The sequence below is a fragment of the Frigoribacterium sp. AC394 genome, assembly GCF_979258095.1.
On the sequence record NZ_OZ409834.1, the window covers coordinates 3,067,333 to 3,085,325 of the forward strand.

Consider the following 17,993-nt stretch of genomic DNA (forward strand, 5'->3'; position numbering starts at 1 on the left):
CCGGCCCGTGACCCGCCCCGGCAGCTCGGCCGATCCCGGCTGCCCCTAAGGTCGAGGCATGACCTGGAACGATCCCCGCGGCCATGACCACCCCAGGTCGTCGATCGTCACGCCGAACCCGCAGCCGGTGTGGTACCCGGTGCAGCCGGTGTTCAGTCGCCCCGCGCCTCCTCGGCCCCGCGTCGCGAGCACGGTGGCGCTCGCGGTCGGGTTCACCGTCATCGGGGTGTTCGCGCTCGCCGTGGTCGTGTACTTCCTGATCTTCCTCCGCCCGTCGCTGATCGCGGCCGGCGCGCTGCTCGCCTTCGTGCCGCTCGCGATCGTGCTGGTCGGCATCTGGCTCGTCGACCGGTGGGAGCCCGAGCCCCGGGTCGCGCTGCTGTTCGCGTTCCTCTGGGGCGCCGCCGTCGCCGTGAGCACCGCGCTCGTGGTCGACATCGTGGTCGGTAACGTCCGGGCGGTCTTCGGTCTCGCCGACGGCGACTCGGCCGATCTCTTCGGGGCGGTCGTGCAGGCGCCCCTCGTCGAGGAGGCGGCCAAGGGGTTCGGGGTGCTGCTGGTGCTCTGGATCTTCCGCCGCCACTTCGACGGCCCGGTCGACGGCATCGTCTACGCCGCCACGGTCGCGGCCGGCTTCGCCTTCGTCGAGAACATCCAGTACTTCGCCGTGCAGGTCGCCGACGACCTCGCGACCGGCAGTCAGGGGCTCGTGTTCACGTTCCTGGTGCGGGCGATCATGTCGCCCTTCGCCCACGTCATGTACACGGCCTGCACCGGCGTCGCCCTCGGCTACGCCGTCCGCCGCACGGGCCCGTTCGGCGCCATCGGCTTCTTCTTCGCGGGTCTCGTCCCGGCCATCGCGCTGCACGCCCTCTGGAACGGCGCGCTCATCGTCGTCGGCGGGGCGTTCTTCGCCTACTACCTGCTCGTGCAGGTGCCGATCTTCGTGGCCATGGTGGGGCTCGTCATCTTCCTGCGCCGAAGCGAGCGCCGCACCACCCACGCCCGCCTCGCCGAGTACGCGGCCGTCGGCTGGTTCAGCGCCGACGAGGTCGCCATGCTCTCGACCTCCGCCGGGCGTCGCCGCGCCCGCCGCTGGGCCGCGGCGAACGGCCTCGGCCCCGCCATGAAGCGCTTCGTGTCCGACGCCACCCGGCTGGCGTCGACCCGGCAGCGGATGCTCAAGGGGCGCCGAGAGCGCGACGCGGTAGCCGGCCGCGACGAGGCCGAGCTGCTGCAGGCGCTCGGCGCCAGCCGAGCCGCGTTGCAGGCGCCCGTCACCGCGTTCGCCGATCACGCGCCGCGGCCCGACGGCACGCCCTGGGTCGACGGATCGGGGCGCCCGATGGGCAGCGGCTACGACGGCGCGGACCGGGGGCGGCAGCCGGTGTACTACGACCAGTGGGGGCGTCCGCTGCCTCCGCAGTGGTGACGACCGCGCACCTCCCTCGCCGACCGCGCCGGTCGTCCCGCCGCGCGCGCCTTCAGGGCGTCGGCGCGGTCGCGTCGTAACGACGGAACGACGGCGTCAGTCGGGCCACCACCCCGAGCAGGACGACGACGAGCGCTCCGCCGAGCAGCGGGGGCCAGGCGACGCCGACCGCGGCGACGAGTCCGACGAAGAGATCGCCGAGGCGGGGCCCGCCGGTGACGACGACGATGAAGATCCCCTGCAGGCGGCCGCGCATCGTGTCGGGCGCCGCGGCCTGCAGGATCGTCGAGCGGAAGATCGAGCTGACGTTGTCGGCCGCGCCCGCCCCGGCCAGGGCGATGGCGGCTGCGGCGAGGGCGACCGGTCGGGCGTCGGCCAGACCGTCGCCGAGACCGCCGCCGGCTCGCATCGGCGTCAGCGCCAGGACGACCCCGAACGCCGCGATGAACGCGCCGTAGACCGCGATGGAGCGGTTCACCGCCCGGCCCTGCAGTCGCACCTGCCCCAGACGGCCGGAGAACACGCTGCTGAGCAGCGAGCCGACGGCGTAGGAGGCGGTGAGGGCTCCGACGGTCACCGCGCCTCCTCCGATCACCAGGGTTCCGACGACCGGGTACAGCACCCGTGGCTGTCCGAAGGTCATGGCGATCAGGTCGACGACGAACGTGGTGCGGATGTTCGGCGAGCTCCGCAGGAACCGCAGGCCCTGGGCGAGCGACGACAGACCGGGTCGGCTGGTCTCGCCCTCGGGTCTGATGGGCGGCAGCGTGAGGATGCCGACGAAGGCGAACGAGAAGAGCACGACGTCGACGCTGTACGTGAGCGGGAAACCCACCCCCGCGACCAGCACCCCGGCCAGAGCGGGGCCGACGGTCAGCATCAGGCCGGTGCCGATGCCGCCGAGGGCCGCGGCGGCCGGCAGGAGGCGCGGGGGCAGCAGGCGGGGAACGATCGCCGCCCGCGACGTCGCGATCATCGTCCCGGCGACGGCGTTGACGCAGGCGAGCAGGTAGAGCAGTGCGACCTCGCGGACCCCGAGCCAGGCGTGCAGCGCGATCGCCGCCGTCGACAGCCAGGCGAACACGGCCGCGACGAGAGCCACCTTCCGGCGGTCGAACGCGTCGGCGAGCATCCCTCCGTAGAGGCCCGCCACGATCATCGGCACGAGCGAGAACACGCCGACGAGGGCCACGGCGAAGGTCGAGCGGGTGATGTCGTAGACCTCGAGGCCGACGGCGACGACGGTGAGCTGCGTGCCGATGCCGCTGACCGTGTTGCCGACGAAGAGCCGGGCGAACGCGGGGCTCGCGCGGAGGGGCGTCAGGTCGACGAAGAGGGGTCGTCGCGGTGCGCCGGGAGGAGTGGACAAGACTCCATCATCGTCGATTTTGCGCGGCCCGTGAGCGGAGGTATCGTCCATTCGTTCGCATCGATGAGCAGATCTCGGTGCGAACGGACGGTGGGTCGACCACTCGAGCCTCGCAGGGAGGACACGAGCGGTCGACCCTCCTTCGTCTGGTCGGGTCCGTCGGTGGTTGGATGGTCGGTATGACTCACGACCCCAGCATCAAGCCCGAGATCGACGCCCCCGAGGGCCCCGCCCCCACCGAGCTGCAGATCGTCGACATCACCGTCGGCGACGGCGACGAGGCGACGGCCGGCTCGACCGTCAACGTGCACTACCTCGGCGTCGAGTACGACTCCGGCGAGGAGTTCGACTCGTCGTGGAGCCGCGGCGAGCCGATCAACTTCCCGCTCGCGGCGCTCGTGCTCGGCTGGCAGGAGGGCATCCCCGGCATGAAGGTCGGCGGACGTCGCAAGCTCGTCCTCCCCCCGCACCTCGCCTACGGCCCCGCCGGCGGCGGTCACTCGCTCTCGGGCAAGACCCTCATCTTCGTGATCGACCTGCTCGGCGTCAGCTGATGACGGCGGCCCCGGCACCCTCCGTCGGGTTGAACGACGGTCGCACCCTGCCGAGCCTCGGGCTCGGCACGTACGGGATGAACGGCGCCGAGGGCGCCGGGCAGATCGCCACGGCCATCGAGTCGGGCTACCGCCTGATCGACACGGCGCTGAACTACGGCAACGAAGACGCCGTGGCCGAGGCCGTCCGACGGGTCGACGTGCCCCGCGACGAGCTCGTGATCACGACCAAGCTGCCCGGTCGGCACCACGGTTACGACGAGACCATCGCGAGCTTCCACGAGAGCCTCGGCACCCTCGGCCTCGAGCGGGTCGACCTCTACCTGATCCACTGGCCGCTGCCGCGGGTGGACAGGTACGTCGACTCGTTCCGTGCGTTCGTGAAGCTGCAGGAGGACGGCCTCGTCTCGTCCGTCGGCGTCTCGAACTTCACCGAGGCTCACCTCCAGCGGCTGGCCGACGAGACCGGCGTCGTGCCGGCGGTCAACCAGATCGAGCTGCACCCGTACTTCCCGCAGGCCGGCCTCCGGGCCGTCCACGAGCGCATGGGCATCGTGACCGAGAGCTGGAGCCCCCTCGCGAAGCAGAGCGAGCTGCTCAGCGAGACGGCCATCACGGACATCGCCGCCGCGCACGGGAAGACCCCGACGCAGGTCGTGCTCCGCTGGCACGTCCAGCTCGGCGCCGTCCCGGTGCCGAAGTCCGCCGACCCCGGTCGCCAGCGCGAGAACCTCGACGTCTTCGACTTCGAGCTGTCGGCGACCGAGGTCGAGGCCATCAGCGGCCTCGAGCGCGGTCGGCTGTGGGACGGCGACCCCGAGAGCCACGAGGAGTTCTGACCGGCATTCCGCCGCGTCGACCGAGCGCCCCCAGCCACCCGGCGGGGGCGTTCGGTCGTCCGGCGGCAGGTAGACTGACACGCCGACTTTCCCGAAGGGTTGAGTGACTGTTGTCTTCTGAGCTGGACCGCGAACGCGCCTACGTGGGCACGCTCTACTCGCGACTCGACGAGTTGAAAGCCGACGCCCGAGGGCGTCTCGAGACCGTGCGGCGCGAGACCGTCGGGGGCAATCACCAGAGCCGCAGCGAGCGCGACTCGTACGCGCGGCTCTACGAGGACACGATCGCGCAGCTCGGCGCCGTCGACGAGCGGCTCGCCTTCGGGCGCCTCGAGCTGGAGGAGCCCGACGAGCTCGGTCAGAGCGGCGACGTCGACGCCCCGGCCGAGGCCGGCGAGGGCGGTCGGTACCGCTACATCGGCCGCATCGGCCTCCGCGACCGGTCGCACCACCCGATCCTGCTCGACTGGCGCGTGCCGGGTGCGGCCGCCTTCTACCAGGCGACCGCGGCGACGCCGCAGGGCGTGCGGGCCCGGCGTCACCTGACCCTCGACGGGCGCACCGTCACCCGGCTCGAGGACGAGGTCTTCGACCCCGACCTGCTCGACCGCGACGACGTGCAGCTGCAGGGCGAGGGCGCGCTCATGGCCGCCCTCACCGCGCAGCGCACCGGGCGCATGACCGACATCGTGGCGACCATCCAGGCCGAACAGGACCGCATCATCCGCGCGCCGCTCGACGGTGTGCTCGTCGTCCAGGGCGGGCCGGGCACCGGCAAGACCGCCGTCGCGCTGCACCGCGCCGCGTACCTCCTCTACTCGCACCGTGAGCGCCTCCGCGGCTCGGGTGTGCTCGTGGTCGGCCCGTCGCGGTCGTTCCTCCGGTACATCGAGCAGGTGCTGCCGTCGCTCGGCGAGAGCGGCGTCGTGCTGTCGAGCCTCGGCGGTCTCTACCCGGGCCTCGAGACCCAGCTCGACGACGCGCCCGAGACGGCGGCCGTCAAGGGCCGCGCCGAGATGGCCGATCTGATCCGCCGTGCGGTCCGCTCGCGGCAGGTGCGCCCGACCGAGTCGACGACGATCGACATCAACGGCGAGCGCCTCGTCGTCCAGCCCGACCTCGTGGGCGATGCGATGCGTCGTGCCCAAGAACGGGGCAAGCCGCACAACGAGGCCCGCGTCACGTTCAACAAGGGCGCCCTGACGGCCCTCACCCGGCTGCTCGTCGCTCAGATGCGCGAGCACGGCACGACCGTCGACGAATCGGACGAGGCGGTGCTCCGCGAGGACATCCGCCAGTCGTACGACGTGCGGGTGCTGCTGAACACGGCGTGGATGCCGCTCTCGGCCGAGAAGCTCGTCGAAGACCTCTACGCCCGGCCGAACTGGTTGGCGTCGTTGACCCCGCGCTGGAGCCCCGCCGAGCGCGCCCTGCTGCAGCGCCCCCGGGGTTCGGAGTTCACGATCTCCGACGTCCCCCTCCTCGACGAGGCGGCCGAGCTGCTCGGCGAGTTCCAGGCCGGCGTCGACCCCGACAAGCTGGCGCGCAAGCAGCAGCGCAAGCGCGACATCGAGAACGCCGAGCGCGCGATCGAGAACATGGGCGTCGAGGGCATGGTGTCGGCCGAGCAGATCGCGGGCGGATTCGCCGAGCGGGCCGCCTCGATGACCACGGCCGAGCGGGCGGCCGGCGACCGCACCTGGGCCTTCGGCCACGTGGTGGTCGACGAGGCGCAGGAGCTCTCGCCGATGCAGTGGCGTCTGCTGTCGCGTCGGTGCCCGCTGCGGTCGTTCACCGTCGTCGGCGACATCGCGCAGGCGTCGAGCCCGGCGTCGGCCGACTCGTGGGACCGCGCCCTGCAGAGCCTCCTGGGTCGTCGTCGTCGCGGTACCGAGGCCCCGACCAGCGCCCCATGGACTCTCGAAGAGCTGACGGTCAACTACCGGACCCCGACGCAGATCGTGCAGTACGCCGAGGACGTCGCGAAGGCGACCGGTCTGCGCATCACCCCGAGCAGGTCGGTGCGCTCGAGCGAGTGGCCGGTGCTCGAGGTGACCGGCGCCTCCTCGAGAGACGACTTCGTCCGCGCCACGGTCGAGGCCGTCCGGGCCGACCGTGAGATCGACGGCGACGGGACCCTCGCGGTCGTCGCCCCCGCGCAGGCCGTCGCGACGCTCGTCGACGCGTTGTCTGCGGCGCTGCCCGGCCTGGTCGCCGCGGGCACGGCCTCGCTGACCAAGCCGGTCTCGGTGCTCAGCCCGGCGACCGCGAAGGGCCTCGAGTTCGACTCCGTCGTCGTGGTCGACCCCGAGCGCATCCGGACCGGTGCCGAGCGGGGCAACGCCAGCCTGTACGTGGCGATGACGCGCCCCACCCAGCGTCTGACCGTCGTCAGCTGACGAGGCGCGTCTCGTCGGCCGACGAGGGCGACCCTCACCGGCCGACGAGGGCGACCCGCGTCAGCCGGCGGGCGCGAACTCGCGGTCGAGCGCCGCGATCTCGCGCTCGAAGTCCGCGCGCAGCGTCTGCTTCTCTGCGGCGGGCAGCCAGCTCGCGTCGACCCCGGCGAGGGCCATGGCCCGCACCTGGTCGGCGGTGGCGCCGATCTGCTCGTGCATGATGCGGTATTCGGCGGCGAGGGTCGTCGGGAACATGCCCGGGTCGTCCGACGCGGGCACGACGTTCAGGCCCGCGGCGAGCATCGCCTCGATCGAGGCGCGTCGCCACGGTCGCCACGAGCGACGTGACGTGGTCGAGACGACGGTGAAGGCCACCTGCTCGTCGCGCATCCGCGCCACGACGTCGTCGTCCTCGAGCACGTAGTACCCGTGGTCGATGCGGTCGCAGCCGAGCAGATCGAGGCAGGTGACGGTGTTGACGGCCGTGGGGGAGTGCTCCGACGAGTGCGCCGTCCGGCCGAGCCCGGCCTCGCCCGCGAGCCGGTAGGCGTCGACGAACCGCTCGGGCGGGCCCGAGGTCTCGAGGTTGTCGAGACCGATGCCCGCGACGTACTCGTGCGGGTTGTCGACCACCTGCCGCACGAGGGCGAACGCGTGCTCACCGCTCCGGCTGCGATCGATGCCCTGGATCATCCGCCCGGTCATGCCGAAGTCGCGCTCGGCCATGCGGATGCCCTCGGCGTACGCCTCGACGGAGCCCGCGTACCCGAGCGACTCCAGGTGCGGCGGCACCGCGTCGAAGAACAGCTCGAGATGACGCGTCGAGCTGCTGCGGTGGGCGTCCTCGAAGGCCTCGTAGACGATGCGCGTCAGGTCGTCGGCGTCGCGCAGCACCTCGACGACCCAGTTCGACGCCTGGAACAGCGAGTACGACACCTCGGGCTCGTCGGCGCTCCGCCCCTGCGGCACCGGGATCCGGGTGTCGCGGTACAGGGCCGGGTCGGGTGGCAGCGAGTTGATGTCGGCGAAGATGCGCTCGGGCTCGGCCGGCAGGGCGAGTCCCTCGCGGCGGGCGAGCTCGGCGAACGTGCCGGCCCGCACCGTGCCGATCAGATGGCAGTGCAGATCGGTCTTCGGCAGCCGGTCGAGGTAGGCCCCGGGCAGTGCGGTCTCACCCATCAGCGCGACGTCACCTCGCGCGCGAAGCGGTCGACCCACTCCGAGCGGGTCGGCACCAGCTCGGTGGGGTCGAGGGTCGAGTAGCCGGCGGCGACGGGGTCGGCGGCGATGTCGCCCACGACGGCCTCGATCGAGTCGGGCACCGTGGCCGACGGGTTGACGGGCAGGTCGCCGACGATCTCGGCCGACGCGGTCTGCGCCTCCTCCGACAGCAGGTAGTCGATGAAGCGGTTCGCGCCGTCCACGTTCTCGGCGCCGGTGGGGATCATCGCGCGGTTGGTCGCCATGTAGCGCCCTGTCTCGGGGGCGGTCCAGGCGACGGGCTCGCCCGAGGCGACGAGGTCGGTCGCGAACCCGCTCAGCGAGTCGGCCGCGACGATCTCGCCCTGGGTCAGCAGGTTCGTGACCTCGGTCGACGAGCTGTAGAACTGCAGCACGCCGGGGGCCCACTCGCCGAGCTGCTCGAGGGCGGCGTCGATGTCGTAGGGTCCGTCGCCGTACTCGTCGGCGACGCCCGAGACCATCAGCTGGCCCGCGGTGACCGAGATGTCGGGCAGAGCGACCCGGCCCGACAAGTCGTCGTCGCCGTAGAGGTTCCACGAGGCGGCCTCGTCGGCGGTCAGCTCGTCGGTCGAGTACATCGTGCCGTTCAGCTGGTAGCTGTAGGCCGGCCCGACGTACTCCTCCTCCGTCGCGAAGTCGGCGATCTCGTCGAGCGACGGGACGGCCGAGGCGTCGACCTGCTGGAAGAGCTCGTCCTCCTGCCCGAGCGCCGCGTAGTAGTCCGAGATCAGCATCACGTCGACCTCGGGCTCGCCGCCCGCGAGCTGCAGCTGCGACAGGCGGTCGGAGTTCGATCCGGTGTCGACGACGACCTCGATGCCGGTCTCCTCCGTGAACGGGTCGATCACCGCCTCCTGGAACTCCTCCACCCCGAACGGGAAGGTGCTGACGGTGATGCTGTTCGCGTCGGGCTCGTCGCCGCTCGACGAGCAGCCGGCGAGCACGAGGGTGGTCACGGCGAAGCCGGCGACGAGCGCCAGGCGGGTGCGGATGGTGGTGGTCATGGTCGTGTCCTTTCGGGGCGGTCTCGGTGAGACCGGTCGGGAGGGGAACGCTGAAGAGCAGAGAGGGGGAGCCGAGGAGGCGCGGGTCGACCCCGCAGCCCCTGGGCGTCAGTCGGCGACCGCGACGAGTCGCCCGACCGGCGCCGAGACGGTCACCGGGTCGCCGATCGCGATGGTCTCCACGCCGGTGCTGCGGACGTCGGAGACGAGTCGGACGTCCGCCCCGGCGGCGTCGACAGCCTGCACGGTCACCAGGAGATCCACTCCGCGGTACGCGACGTCGGTGACGCGGCCGGCGAGCTGGAGACCGTCGTGCGCCGCGCCTCCTGCGGGGCCGCCGGGGGTGACCGCGAGGTGCTCGGGCCGGACGGCGAGCGAGGTGCCGTCGGCGGCCGTGACGAAGTTCTCGTACCCGAGGAACTCGGCGACGAAGCGGTTCGCGGGGTTCGGGAACACCTGCTGCGGAGCGCCCTGCTGCATGATGCGACCGGCGCGCATCAGCACCATGTCGTCGCTCATCTCGAGCGCTTCGTCCTGATCGTGGGTGACGAGCACGACGGTGAGACCGGTCTCGCCCTGGATGCGGCGGATCTCGGCCCGCATCTGCACCCGCAGCCGGGCGTCGAGGTTCGACAGGGGCTCGTCCAGCAGCAGCAGCTTCGGGCGGATCGCGATGGCCCGGGCCAGCGCCACGCGCTGCTGCTGACCGCCGGACAGCTTCTTCGGCTTGCTGCCCGCGAGGTGCGCGAGCCCGACGAGGTCGAGGGTCTCCATCACGCGCCGACGGCGTTCGGCGGTGTCGACGCCGCGCAGCTTGAGTCCGTACCCGACGTTCTCGGCGACCGACAGGTGGGGGAACAGCGCGTACGACTGGAACACCATGCCGAGGTCGCGCTTCTCGGGCGGGGTGCGGGTGCTGTCGACCCCGCCGATCCTGATCGTGCCCGACGTCGGCGCCGAGTAGCCGGCGAGCATGCGGAGGCTCGTGGTCTTGCCGCAGCCGCTCGGGCCGAGCAGCGTGGTGAGCCTGCCCTCGGAGATGGCGAGGTCGATCGAGTCGACGGCGGTGAAGTCGCCGAAGACCTGGCTCACGGCGACGAATTCTGCTGCGGTGCTCATCTGTTGATGCCTCCGAAGATCTTGGCGAAGCCGACGGTGCGTTCGGCGATGACGGCGATGACGACGGTGCCCGCGAGGATCAGCGTGGCCATCGCCGCGACCATGGGGTCGTAGCTCTGCTGCACGTAGTCGAGCATCGTGACGGGAAGGGTGCGGAAGTCGCGGCTCTGCAGCAGCAGCGACAGCGGCACGTTGTTGAACGACGTGACGAAGCTCAGCAGCGCGGCGGAGAAGATCCCGGGTCGCAGCAGGGGCAGCGTCACGGTGAAGAATGCGCGGAGGGGCGAGGCGCCGAGACCGCGGGCGGCCTCCTCGAGAGCCGGGTCGGCGAGGGCGAGCGAGGCCCCGGTCACCCGAACGGCGTAGGGCAGCATCAGCACGGTGTGCCCGATCAGCAGCACCGGGAAGTTGTCGAGCCGGAACCCGATCACGAGCTGCTGGTAGAGCGCGAGCCCGACGACGAGCTCGGGCACGATGAGCGGCGACAGGAACAGCCCCTCGACCAGCCCCTTGCCGGGCAGTCTGCCGCGGTGGATCGCCAGCGTGGCGGGCACCCCGACGGCGAGCGCCAGCACGGTGGCGACGAGCGCGAGCTGCAGGCTCGACAGCAGCGCCGCGACGAACGGGTCGTAGCCGAGCGCGGCCTCGAACCAGCGCAGCGAGAAGCCCTGCGGCGGGAACCTCAGCGTGCTGCCCGAGGTGAAGGCGGTGGCGACGACGAACAGGATCGGAACGATCATGACGACGTAGCCGGCGACGGCGAGCGAACCGGCGACGGGGCGGCGGGTCTTCACGAGGTGGCTCCCTTCCGGGCGACGAGCGTCGACAGCCCCGAGACGGCGAAGACGAGCACGGTCATGATCAGGGCGGTGGCGGAGGCGCCGGCCCAGTCGATCGTGACGCTCGAGTACGAGAAGAGCTGGGTGGCGAGCATCCGCTGACCGGAGCCCCCGAGCAGGTAGGGCGTCGTGTACGCCGTCACCGAGCCGGCGAAGACGAGGGTCGCGGCGACGACGACCCCCGGCAGCGACAACGGCACGACGATGCTCCAGAAGGTGCGGATGCGGCTCGCGCCGAGACCGCGCGCGGCGTCGTCGAGACCGGGATCGACCTGGGCCACCGCCGAGTAGCACGAGATGATCGCGAGCGGCAGGAAGAGCTGCGTCAGGCCGAGCACGATGGCGAGCTCGGTGTAGAGCAGCTGCGGTGCCTCGTCGACGAGTCCGAGGGTCGTCAGCAGCTGCCCGATGGCGCCGTTCTTACCGAGCAGCACGAGCCAGCCGAAGGTGCGGACGACGTTGCTCAGCAGCAGGGGGAAGATCGCTAGGGCCAGCAGGACGCCCGACCAGCGCGACGTCGAGCGGGCGAGCAGGTACGCGATCGGGAACCCGAGCGACACGCAGATCGCCGTGACGATCAGGCCCAGCCCGACCGTCCGACCGATGATCCGGAGATCGTAGGGGTCGGTGAGCATCCCGCCGAGGCGACCGACGATCTCGACGGCGGTGACCCCGGGAGGCGCGAACAGCATCGCGAGGGACGGCACGGCGAACCCCACGACGAGCAGGAGGAGACCCGGCAGCAGCAGGAGCAGCGCGGGTTTGCGGGACGTCACGGGGGTGCCTCCGATCGGTGTGGCGGGTGCGGCCGGTGTCGGGATCACCGCTCAGGGTCCGAGCGATGCAACCGGTTACATCGACCCTAGGGGCGCGCAGCGCCCGAACCGTCCCGTCCGTGTAAACAACGTGTAAAACCCGTGGCGCCCCCTGCGAGACCGGTTTCAGCCGACGCCCTAGGCTGACGGCATGACGACGGGGTGGCGCGCGAGCGGCGGGGGCGGGCTATGAGCGGCCCGGGGCGACTGGCCACGCTCGCGGACGTGGCGACGCTCGCCGGGGTCTCGAAGGCGACCGCCTCGCGGGTGCTGAGCCGCCCCGAGCTCGTGGCCCCCGAGACCGCGGCCCGGGTGCTGTCGGCGGCCCAGAAGCTCGGGTTCGTGCCCAACCGCGCTGCCCGTCAGCTCGCCCGCGGTCGCACGGGCGTCGTCGCGGTCGTCGTGCCCACGCTCGACAACGCGTTCTTCACGCCGATCATCGCCGGGGCTCAGGCCGAGGCGGGCGAGGCCGACCTGCAGCTCACGGTGGCCGTGCATCCCCTCGCCGGGGTCGCCGAGCTCTCGGCGTTCGAGCGCCTGTCGCACCAGGTCGACGGATTCATCGTCGTGGCGCCCCGTGGGCCCGACGACGTCGTGCGGGCGGCGATCGCCCACAAGCCCACCGTGCTGGTCGATCGCGAGGTGACCGGCGCCTCCTCGGTGGTCGCCGACACGGCCACGGCCTTCGGGTCGCTCGTCTCGCGGTTCGCCGACGAGGGCCGCAGGCGCATCGTCTACCTCGGCGGCCCCGACGGCTCGTGGCAGAACCTGCAGCGGACGGCCGCGGTCGTCGCGGCCGCACGGGGCCGGGCCGAGCTGACCGTGCTCGGTCCGTACCCGGCGACGTTCGAGGCCGGCGTGCGGGCCGCGGCCGACGTCGTGGCCTCGGGCGCCGATGCCGTCGTGCCCTACGCCACGGCCATCGGCCTCGGCGTGATGTTCGTCCTCCGCGGCGGAGGGGCAGGCGTCCCCGCGGCGCCCGTCGTCAGCTCCGAGCGGATGGTCGTCGACGCCCTCGGTCTGCAGGGCGTCCCCGCGATCGACGTCGACGGCGAGCACCTCGGCCGTGTCGCCGCCTCACGACTGATCGCGGCGCTCGCCTCGGGTGCGCCCGCCGAGGCGACGCCGCTACGTCTCCCCGTCCCGGTCCGCTGGCCCGCCGCTCCCGGCCCCGCGTGAGGCCGGGCGGAGGGCGTCAGCGGTACTCGTCGGGCCAGTCGAAGGCGGGAGGCGCGGTGACGGTCTCGCCCGTCGGCGCGAGCACCAGCGCGATGTCGGCGCCGCCGCCGCCGCCGCCGCCGCCGCCGCCGCCGCCGCCGCCGCCGCCGCCGCCGCCGCCATGCCAGAAAAAAAAAAAAAAAAAAAAAAAAAAAAAAAAAAAAAAAAAAAAAAAAAAAAAAAAAAAAAAAAAAAAAAAAAAAAAAAAAAAAAAAAAAAAATTTTTTTTTTTTTTTTTTTTTTTTTTTTTTTTTTTTTTTTTTTTTTTTTTTTTTTTTTTTTTTTTTTTTTTTTTTTTTTTTTTTAAAAAAAAAAAAAAAAAAAAAAAAAAAAAAAAAAAAAAAAAAAAAATTTTTTTTTTTTTTTTTTTTTTTTTTTTTTTTTTTTTTTTTTTTTTTTTTTTTTTTTTTTTTTTTTTTTTTTTTTTTTTTTTTTTTTTTTTTTTTTTTTTTTTTTTTTTTTTTTTTTTTTTTTTTTTTTTTTTTTTTTTTTTTTTTTTTTTTTTTTTTTTTTTTTTTTTTTTTTTTTTTTTTTTTTTTTTTTTTTTTTTTTTTTTTTTTTTTTTTTTTTTTTTTTTTTTTTTTTTTTTTTTTTTTTTTTTTTTTTTTTTTTTTTTTTTTTTTTTTTTTTTTTTTTTTTTTTTTTTTTTTTTTTTTTTTTTTTTTTTTTTTTTTTTTTTTTTTTTTTTTTTTTTTTTTTTTTTTTTTTTTTTTTTTTTTTTTTTTTTTTTTTTTTTTTTTTTTTTTTTTTTTTTTTTTTTTTTTTTTTTTTTTTTTTTTTTTTTTTTTTTTTTTTTTTTTTTTTTGGAAGCTCGAGGGCGACGATCACGAACACGCCGACCCAGACGACCCCGGGCACGCGGGTCAGGGCGGCCAGCTGGTCGGCGTCCGATCCCGTCGTGCGCGAGCGGCGGCGACTCCGCTGCAGCTCGATCGAGGTCCGCAGAGCGCCGAAGCCGAGCACGGCTGTCAGGGCGACGCCGAAGGCGCTCTGCCAGGGCGGCGAGGCGGAGAAGGTGACGGCGACGACGATCGCCGCCCCGACGAGCACCACCCAGAGTCCGAACCAGTTGCGGATCTGCACGAGCATCAGCGCCAGCAGCAGCAGGAGCGCCCAGAGCAGCCCGGCGGCGTACCCGGCCGACAGCAGCCAGGCCGCGCCGAGCGATGCTATCGCCGGCGCGGTGTAGCCCGCGAGCAGCGTCAGCACCATGCCGGGGCCGGTGCGCGGTCCGCGCGACACGGTCAGCCCCGAGGTGTCCGAGTGCAGGCGGATCCCCGACAGCCGTCGCCCCGTGAGCACTGCGGCGAGTCCGTGGCCGCCCTCGTGCACGACGGTCACGGCGTGCCGCACGGTGTGCCAGGCGCCCGGCACGAGCACGGCCGCGAGGCCGACGGCGACGGCCGCGAGCAGCCAGGGGAGGGGGAGCGGCTGCGCCACGAGGGTGACGCGGCTCCAGAGTTCGGCGACGAGGTCCACGCGACGAGCCTAGGAGGCGCGGTGGGCGCCTCCCTGGCACCGCGCCTCCTCGGGACGCCGGCCCCGCACCCGCCCGCCCGGAGTCGTCCTGGAGGATGAACTCCGCCGACGCGGCCCCGATCCCCAGGTCGCGTCCGTCACCATGGAGTCATGCGTCGTGCCGTCCTCCTCCTGCTCACCCTCGTCTATCTGGCGGGTGTCGCGTGGATGACGCTGCGCCCCAGCGTCTACGGGCCCGGCACGACCGAGCTGCTGTGGCGCGCCCTCGACCTCTTCGCCCGGCACGACGAGACGTCGTGGATCACCTTCGCCCGGGTCGAGGCCGCGGCGAACGTCGCCATGTTCGTGCCGATGGGCATGTTCCCGGCGCTGCTGCTGCCCAGGCGGTTCTGGTGGGTCGGCATCGTCGTCGGCTTCGCGGCGACCGTGGGCATCGAGTGGTACCAGGCGGCCTATCTGTCCGCCACCCGGTTCTCCGACCCGCAAGACCTCGTGATGAACACGCTGGGCGCGGCCATCGGCGCCGTGTTCGTGGGTCTGGCCCTGCCCCGTCGCCGCCGGCGCCGACCCGCGGGGGCCCGGTCTGCCGCCCCTGTCTGGTAGGCTCCTCAGGTTGCCGTCTGAACGGCCGCGGAACAAGAGAGCTCGCACATCCGGTGACGGGCACCGCGCAACGAACTGAAAGGGGATCCACCTATGGCACTCGCACCTGACGTCAAGACCCGGATCATCGAAGAATACGCGACCCACCCCGGCGACACCGGATCCCCCGAGGTCCAGGTCGCCATGATGACGCAGCGCATCCTCGACCTCACCGAGCACCTCAAAGAGCACAAGCACGACCACCACTCGCGTCGTGGTCTGCTGCTCCTCGTGGGTCAGCGCCGCCGACTCCTGGGCTACCTGTCCCGGGTCGACATCGAGCGCTACCGCACGCTCATCGGTCGTCTCGGCCTGCGCCGCTAGTCTTCGCGCTCCGAACGTCTCGACGACGGCCCCCGTCCTGCTCAGCAGGGTGGGGGCCGTTCCTCGTTCTCGTGGCGCGCCGCCCGCTCCGGCTCCGTGAAGCGATCACACCCGGGTGCTAGGATCGCGCTCGGAGCAGGCCGGTACGGCTGCTGGTCACCGGTGGTGGCAGGCGGAATGCCCCGATCGACGCATCGAGTCGCGATCGGAGGCGGGGTCCGACCGTCTTCACTGTTGGCCAGACGTGCCACCGCCTCCGTCGCGTTGCTGCACGTGCATGTCCTCATGCCGTCCACGCCGCCCGCTCCCGGTACGACATCGAGGCCCACACGGGGCATCGATTCAAAACAAAGAGGAGAAACCCCCACATGGAGGGTCCAGAGATCAAGTTCGGCGAAGCCGTGCTCGACAACGGCAAGTTCGGCAAGCGCACCATCCGATTCGAGACCGGTCGTCTCGCCCAGCAGGCCCAGGGAGCCGTCGCCGCGTACCTCGACGACGACACCATGCTGCTGTCCGCCACCAGCGCCAGCAAGAAGCCGAAGGACAACTTCGACTTCTTCCCGCTGACCATCGACGTCGAAGAGCGCTCCTACGCCGCGGGCAAGATCCCCGGCTCGTTCTTCCGTCGCGAGGGCCGCCCCTCGACCGAGGCCATCCTCGTCTGCCGTCTCATCGACCGGCCCCTGCGTCCCTCGTTCGTCGAGGGTCTCCGCAACGAGGTCCAGGTTGTCATCACGGTGCTCAGCATCGCTCCCGACGAGTTCTACGACGCTCTCGCGATCAACGCGGCCAGCGCCTCCACCCAGATCTCCGGTCTGCCGTTCTCCGGCCCCATCGCCGGTGTGCGCCTCGCGCTGATCGGCGACCAGTGGGTCGCCTTCCCGAAGGCCTCGCAGCTGGCCGACGCCGTCTTCGACCTCACGGTCGCGGGTCGCGTCGTCACCGACGCCGCCGGCAACGACGACGTCGCCATCATGATGGTCGAGGCCGAGGCCACCGAGCACGCCTGGGGTCTCATCCAGGGCGGTGCGACGAAGCCCGACGAGGCCGTCGTCGCCCAGGGTCTCGAAGCCGCCAAGCCGTTCCTCAAGCAGCTCGTCGAGGCCCAGGCCACGATGGCCGCGCAGGCCGCCAAGGAGATCGCCGACTACCCGGTCTTCCTGCCCTACACCGACGAGGTCCTCGAGGCCGTCACGGTCGCCGCGGGCACCGAGCTCGCCGAGGTCTACAAGATCGCCGGCAAGATCGAGCGCCAGGACGCCGACGACGCCCTCAAGGCGACCGTCAAGGACGCCATCGCGGCCAAGGTCGCCGCGGGCGAGCTGCCCGAGACGGCCAACGGCCAGGTCGGCGCCGCCTACAAGTCGGCGACGAAGAAGGTCGTCCGCGACCGCATCCTCACCGAGCAGATCCGCATGGACGGGCGCGGCCTGGCCGACATCCGCCCGCTCGACGCCGAGGTCCAGGTCATCCCGCGCGTGCACGGCTCGGCCATCTTCCAGCGCGGCGAGACCCAGATCATGGGCGTCACCACGCTGAACATGCTCAAGATGGAGCAGCAGATCGACTCGCTGAGCCCGGTCACCAAGAAGCGCTACCTGCACCACTACAACTTCCCGCCCTACTCGACCGGTGAGACCGGCCGTGTCGGTTCGCCGAAGCGTCGCGAGATCGGGCACGGCTTCCTCGCCGAGCGCGCCCTCGTGCCGGTGCTGCCGAGCCGCGAGGAGTTCCCCTACGCCATCCGTCAGGTGTCCGAGGCCCTCGGCTCGAACGGTTCGACGTCGATGGGCTCCGTCTGCGCCTCGACCCTGTCGCTGCTGAACGCCGGTGTGCCCCTCAAGGCCCCCGTCGCCGGCATCGCCATGGGCCTCGTCTCCGACGAGGTCGACGGCCAGACGCGCTACGCGGCGCTGACCGACATCCTCGGCGCCGAAGACGCCCTGGGCGACATGGACTTCAAGGTCGCCGGCACGTCCGAGTTCGTCACCGCCATCCAGCTCGACACGAAGCTCGACGGTCTGCCGACCGCCGTCCTCGACGCCGCGCTGAAGCAGGCCAAGGAGGCGCGCACCGCCATCCTCGGCGTCCTGAACTCGGCGATCGACGCTCCCGACGAGATGGCCCCGACCGCGCCCCGCGTGATCTCGGTCCAGATCCCGCAGGACAAGATCGGCGAGCTGATCGGCCCGAAGGGCAAGACGATCAACTCCATCCAGGACACCACCGGCGCCGACATCAGCATCGAAGAAGACGGAACCGTCTACATCGGTGCGGTCGACGGCCCGTCGGCCGAGGCTGCTCGTGCCCAGGTGAACGCGATCGCGAACCCCACGAACCCCGAGGTCGGCGAGCAGTTCCTCGGAACCGTCGTCAAGATCGCGTCGTTCGGTGCCTTCGTCTCGCTCCTCCCCGGCAAGGACGGCCTGCTGCACATCAGCGAGGTCCGCAAGCTCGCCGGTGGCAAGCGCGTCGAGAACGTCGAGGACGTGCTCGGAGTCGGCCAGAAGATCCTGGTCGAGATCACGAAGACGGACGACCGCGGCAAGCTCTCGCTCGCTCCGGTCGTCGCCGAGTCGGCCGACACCGACTCGAGCGGCGCCACCGAGACGTCGACCGACGAGTCGGTCGACGCGTAGCACCCGCCTGAACCGACGAGCCCGTCGCGACCTCGTGTCGCGGCGGGCTCGTCGGCGTTCGGGGCCGACGAGCGAG

At 68.9% G+C, this 17,993-nt stretch carries 16 protein-coding genes; 9 read left to right on the top strand and 7 right to left on the bottom strand.

Annotation, left to right across the window (positions count from 1 at the left end; all coding sequences use genetic code 11):
- The first annotated feature begins 58 nt into the window (after positions 1 to 58).
- Positions 59 to 1,432: a PrsW family intramembrane metalloprotease gene (locus ACZZY9_RS14305; RefSeq protein WP_320478010.1), complete on the top strand. Its 1,374-nt coding sequence runs from the start codon at positions 59 to 61 to the stop codon at positions 1,430 to 1,432.
- Between the two features lie 52 nt (positions 1,433 to 1,484).
- Here the strand turns inward: ACZZY9_RS14305 and ACZZY9_RS14310 are convergent, their stop codons facing one another.
- A complete protein-coding gene (locus ACZZY9_RS14310; RefSeq protein WP_463464577.1) occupies positions 1,485 to 2,801 on the bottom strand; it encodes an MFS transporter in 1,317 nt (438 codons plus the stop codon).
- A gap of 179 nt (positions 2,802 to 2,980) precedes the next feature.
- Between ACZZY9_RS14310 and ACZZY9_RS14315 the strand changes: the two genes are divergently transcribed.
- The 3 genes from ACZZY9_RS14315 (at position 2,981) to ACZZY9_RS14325 (ending at position 6,593) form a co-directional block, all read left to right on the top strand.
- Positions 2,981 to 3,355 carry an FKBP-type peptidyl-prolyl cis-trans isomerase gene (locus ACZZY9_RS14315; protein WP_192060110.1) on the top strand — a complete coding sequence of 125 codons (375 nt, stop codon included), beginning with the start codon at positions 2,981 to 2,983 and terminating at the stop codon, positions 3,353 to 3,355.
- On the top strand, positions 3,355 to 4,194 hold the full coding sequence (locus tag ACZZY9_RS14320; protein ID WP_463464578.1) for an aldo/keto reductase: 840 nt from the start codon (positions 3,355 to 3,357) through the stop codon (positions 4,192 to 4,194). The genes ACZZY9_RS14315 and ACZZY9_RS14320 overlap by 1 nt, the downstream gene beginning before the upstream one ends.
- A 107-nt stretch (positions 4,195 to 4,301) precedes the next feature.
- Positions 4,302 to 6,593, top strand: a complete 2,292-nt coding sequence (locus ACZZY9_RS14325) for a HelD family protein (RefSeq protein WP_463464690.1) — start codon at positions 4,302 to 4,304, stop codon at positions 6,591 to 6,593.
- 60 nt (positions 6,594 to 6,653) lie between these two features.
- Here ACZZY9_RS14325 and ACZZY9_RS14330 read toward each other — a convergent pair whose 3' ends face one another.
- The 5 genes from ACZZY9_RS14330 to ACZZY9_RS14350 all read right to left on the bottom strand — a co-directional run bounded on the left by ACZZY9_RS14330 (position 6,654) and on the right by ACZZY9_RS14350 (position 11,573).
- Entirely contained in the window at positions 6,654 to 7,772 is a 1,119-nt protein-coding gene (locus ACZZY9_RS14330) for an adenosine deaminase family protein (RefSeq protein ID WP_463464579.1), read from the bottom strand.
- A complete protein-coding gene (locus ACZZY9_RS14335) occupies positions 7,772 to 8,839 on the bottom strand; it encodes an extracellular solute-binding protein (RefSeq protein ID WP_463464580.1) in 1,068 nt (355 codons plus the stop codon). The genes ACZZY9_RS14330 and ACZZY9_RS14335 overlap by 1 nt, the downstream gene beginning before the upstream one ends.
- Before the next feature lie 108 nt (positions 8,840 to 8,947).
- On the bottom strand, positions 8,948 to 9,958 hold the full coding sequence (locus ACZZY9_RS14340; RefSeq protein WP_192060116.1) for an ABC transporter ATP-binding protein: 1,011 nt from the start codon (positions 9,956 to 9,958) through the stop codon (positions 8,948 to 8,950).
- A complete protein-coding gene (locus tag ACZZY9_RS14345; protein ID WP_463464581.1) occupies positions 9,955 to 10,752 on the bottom strand; it encodes an ABC transporter permease in 798 nt (265 codons plus the stop codon). The genes ACZZY9_RS14340 and ACZZY9_RS14345 overlap by 4 nt, the downstream gene beginning before the upstream one ends.
- Positions 10,749 to 11,573 (bottom strand): ABC transporter permease, encoded by an 825-nt coding sequence (locus ACZZY9_RS14350; protein ID WP_320478016.1) that lies wholly within the window; start codon positions 11,571 to 11,573, stop codon positions 10,749 to 10,751. The genes ACZZY9_RS14345 and ACZZY9_RS14350 overlap by 4 nt, the downstream gene beginning before the upstream one ends.
- Before the next feature lie 264 nt (positions 11,574 to 11,837).
- Here ACZZY9_RS14350 and ACZZY9_RS14355 point away from each other — a divergent pair, with 264 nt between their 5' ends.
- Together ACZZY9_RS14355 and ACZZY9_RS14360 are read left to right on the top strand one after the other, a co-directional pair.
- The gene (locus tag ACZZY9_RS14355; protein WP_463464582.1) at positions 11,838 to 12,791 is read left to right on the top strand and encodes a LacI family DNA-binding transcriptional regulator; all 954 of its coding nucleotides are present in this window, start codon (positions 11,838 to 11,840) and stop codon (positions 12,789 to 12,791) included.
- On the top strand, positions 12,718 to 13,137 hold the full coding sequence (locus ACZZY9_RS14360) for a hypothetical protein (protein WP_463464583.1): 420 nt from the start codon (positions 12,718 to 12,720) through the stop codon (positions 13,135 to 13,137). The genes ACZZY9_RS14355 and ACZZY9_RS14360 overlap by 74 nt, the downstream gene beginning before the upstream one ends.
- Here ACZZY9_RS14360 and ACZZY9_RS14365 read toward each other — a convergent pair.
- Positions 13,134 to 14,309, bottom strand: a complete 1,176-nt coding sequence (locus ACZZY9_RS14365; RefSeq protein WP_463464584.1) for a M50 family metallopeptidase — start codon at positions 14,307 to 14,309, stop codon at positions 13,134 to 13,136. The two genes, ACZZY9_RS14360 and ACZZY9_RS14365, sit on opposite strands and share 4 nt — an antisense overlap.
- A gap of 150 nt (positions 14,310 to 14,459) precedes the next feature.
- On the opposite strand from ACZZY9_RS14365, the gene ACZZY9_RS14370 reads away from it, so the two are divergent.
- From ACZZY9_RS14370 to ACZZY9_RS14380, 3 genes are all read left to right on the top strand, one after another.
- Entirely contained in the window at positions 14,460 to 14,912 is a 453-nt protein-coding gene (locus ACZZY9_RS14370) for a VanZ family protein (protein ID WP_463464585.1), read from the top strand.
- Between the two features lie 93 nt (positions 14,913 to 15,005).
- On the top strand, positions 15,006 to 15,275 hold the full coding sequence (gene rpsO, locus ACZZY9_RS14375) for a 30S ribosomal protein S15 (protein ID WP_192060122.1): 270 nt from the start codon (positions 15,006 to 15,008) through the stop codon (positions 15,273 to 15,275).
- Between the two features lie 368 nt (positions 15,276 to 15,643).
- A complete protein-coding gene (locus ACZZY9_RS14380) occupies positions 15,644 to 17,917 on the top strand; it encodes a polyribonucleotide nucleotidyltransferase (protein WP_463464586.1) in 2,274 nt (757 codons plus the stop codon).
- Positions 17,918 to 17,993 lie beyond the last annotated feature (76 nt).

Coding starts and splice junctions, on each gene's coding strand:
- rpsO (WP_192060122.1), top strand. CDS start 15,006: ATGGCACTCGCACCTGACGTCAAGACCCGGATCATCGAAGAATACGCG.
- ACZZY9_RS14315 (WP_192060110.1), top strand. CDS start 2,981: ATGACTCACGACCCCAGCATCAAGCCCGAGATCGACGCCCCCGAGGGC.
- ACZZY9_RS14320 (WP_463464578.1), top strand. CDS start 3,355: ATGACGGCGGCCCCGGCACCCTCCGTCGGGTTGAACGACGGTCGCACC.
- ACZZY9_RS14335 (WP_463464580.1), bottom strand. CDS start 8,839: ATGACCACCACCATCCGCACCCGCCTGGCGCTCGTCGCCGGCTTCGCC.
- ACZZY9_RS14370 (WP_463464585.1), top strand. CDS start 14,460: ATGCGTCGTGCCGTCCTCCTCCTGCTCACCCTCGTCTATCTGGCGGGT.
- ACZZY9_RS14330 (WP_463464579.1), bottom strand. CDS start 7,772: ATGGGTGAGACCGCACTGCCCGGGGCCTACCTCGACCGGCTGCCGAAG.
- ACZZY9_RS14305 (WP_320478010.1), top strand. CDS start 59: ATGACCTGGAACGATCCCCGCGGCCATGACCACCCCAGGTCGTCGATC.
- ACZZY9_RS14340 (WP_192060116.1), bottom strand. CDS start 9,958: ATGAGCACCGCAGCAGAATTCGTCGCCGTGAGCCAGGTCTTCGGCGAC.
- ACZZY9_RS14380 (WP_463464586.1), top strand. CDS start 15,644: ATGGAGGGTCCAGAGATCAAGTTCGGCGAAGCCGTGCTCGACAACGGC.